Source organism: bacterium, assembly GCA_040753555.1.
Classification (GTDB): Bacteria; UBA9089; UBA9088; order UBA9088; family UBA9088; genus JBFLYE01.
Map to the genome: position 1 here is coordinate 1 of JBFMDZ010000296.1, position 2082 is coordinate 2082.

Below are 2082 nucleotides of genomic sequence, written 5' to 3' on the forward strand. Positions count from 1 at the left end.
CTGGCTAATAATAAATAGCGATGTAGTTGTTGATACAATAATATCCATTTTACCATCCCCTGTTATATCTGTTATTTGAACATTCCGAATCTCTCCAGATGGTGATGTATAATTCCATTCTTCAATTAGATTCATTGAATAAATATATACTTTGGATGGAGTGTATGCGATTATTTCTTCGCTTCCATCACCATCAATATCATTTATCCCAGCAATCCATATTGTAGTTCCTATGTTTTTTGAGCTCTGCACTACAAGGTCATTGGGAGATAAAACCTCTATTACCCCATCTTGCCCACCAACCACTACAACTGATGAGTTGAATGCAGCATTAAGTTGAACATTTAAACCTCTATTTCTTGTAGCAATCTCATTACCACCTGGATTTAATAAATGAATTTTTGCAGTTCCCCAATATGGATTGAACCAATGGCTTTCTAATGCAATAATGTTTCCATTGGGTAATATGCGTTGAACTAAAGAACCATCTGTATTGGCATTATTTACTTTTCTTGTAAATATCTGATTGCCACTGCTATCAATCACAATATGCCATAAGTTCCCATCATCAGTTGTTGCCCCATTTCCATTATAGCCATTCCCAGTTGCTCCATTATGTGGTGTTCCTGAATTTAATGCTATCCTATCATTATATAAGGAAAATTGAGGAAGACCTCCCCAAAAATGGGGTCCTATTGAATAAAACCATTCTTCTTGTTTACTTGATATATTAACCCTTGAAACCCCTCTTGGTGTTCTACCATATCCTGCATCATTCATCACATAGAGTTTGCCATCTAAAAGATAAAGGGGTGCAATTCCACCATCATAACTTACGCTTTTTGAAAAACTCCACAAAGTAGAACCTGTTGCTGAGTAAAAATTAATCTCTCCCCTTCCCAATCCAATATCACCAAGCCCTGTCCCAACACTAATATCTAATACTCCGTCAGAATTAATATCTAAAAGTGATGATAGATAATACGAGGTATTTATAGTATTTTTGATATTTCCTAAACTATCTGCAATATATATCACATTGCCGCTTTTAAATACAATTTCATTTTGGCCATCTCCATTAACATCACCTACAAGTGTATAAGAGGGTGATTTGTTTATGATTGCTTTAGTGTTAAAATTTGATAGAGTTTGTGGTAAAGAAGCAACGGGAACATAATATGAGCCTTGCAGATCATAACCTGAAAGAGGCCAATTCATACCCTCTTTTGTGCCACGAGAGAGCGATGTAACTGCTATACTCTTCGTTTGGGAAGGATGTGCCGCATTTATTGCCTCCTGGATGGTGGTATAGCTTCCTGGCACATACAAATTCGCTGCCCAAGCCAAACCCGCCAAAACCAGCAACCCTAAAACCTTCTTCATAAATCCTAAATCCTCTCACCTACCCCCTCAGGCTTTGCCTGCTCATCCTTTAAACAAAAAATTGGTAATCAAAAAGAAAGGCTTGTTCCACCAACAAGGAATAAACCGTTAGCACTTACTTTAACATTTCCAAAATCACTTCCTCCCAATAGATAGCCTGTCTTTAGATGAAAATTAAGGGTTTTGTATGGCCTAGCAAGAATGTCGGTAAAAACAAATCCTCCCAGGGTAGACTTATCAACGGTTCCGCCACCTCCAGTAGAAGCACTACTTTGCCATATTCCATTAAGGTAGGTTGTCATTTGAACAGAAGTCCCGCCCCACTTTTCTAAACTAATATTTCCAATTCCTCCTCCAATGCGATGTTTCAAATTCTCTCCTTTAAGAAGGGATGTCCTGTAAGCAAAATAGAGAAAGATGGAAGAAGAAATATCAAAGTTGCTCCTCATTTTGGTGTTGGTAATATAGGTAAAGGTTCCTATTAGAGGTATATAGGTTGAAGAGGAAACCTTTTGTTCCCCAACCACATCTTTAGAATATCCTCCTGCAAAAAGAAGCCCGATATCCAGGTTTTTCCTCATCCGATATTCAAGGAAAACCCCTGCTTTGGCTCCAAAATCTTCCTCCCTTACATTGGACATACCCTTTTGTTTTATTTCAGAGGAAAGTTCCTCGAGAGAAGGATAATACAACCCCCCC

The 2082-nt window shown here is 37.9% G+C and carries 2 protein-coding genes; both read right to left on the reverse strand.

All coding sequences use genetic code 11. The features are described from left to right. Positions 1–1383, reverse strand: a 1383-nt coding sequence (locus tag AB1630_12705) for a VCBS repeat-containing protein (GenBank protein ID MEW6104650.1), incomplete at its 3' end; no start/stop codon positions are given. A gap of 68 nt (positions 1384–1451) precedes the next feature. Then, the coding region (locus AB1630_12710) for a hypothetical protein (GenBank protein MEW6104651.1) at positions 1452–2082 on the reverse strand (631 nt) is incomplete at its 5' end.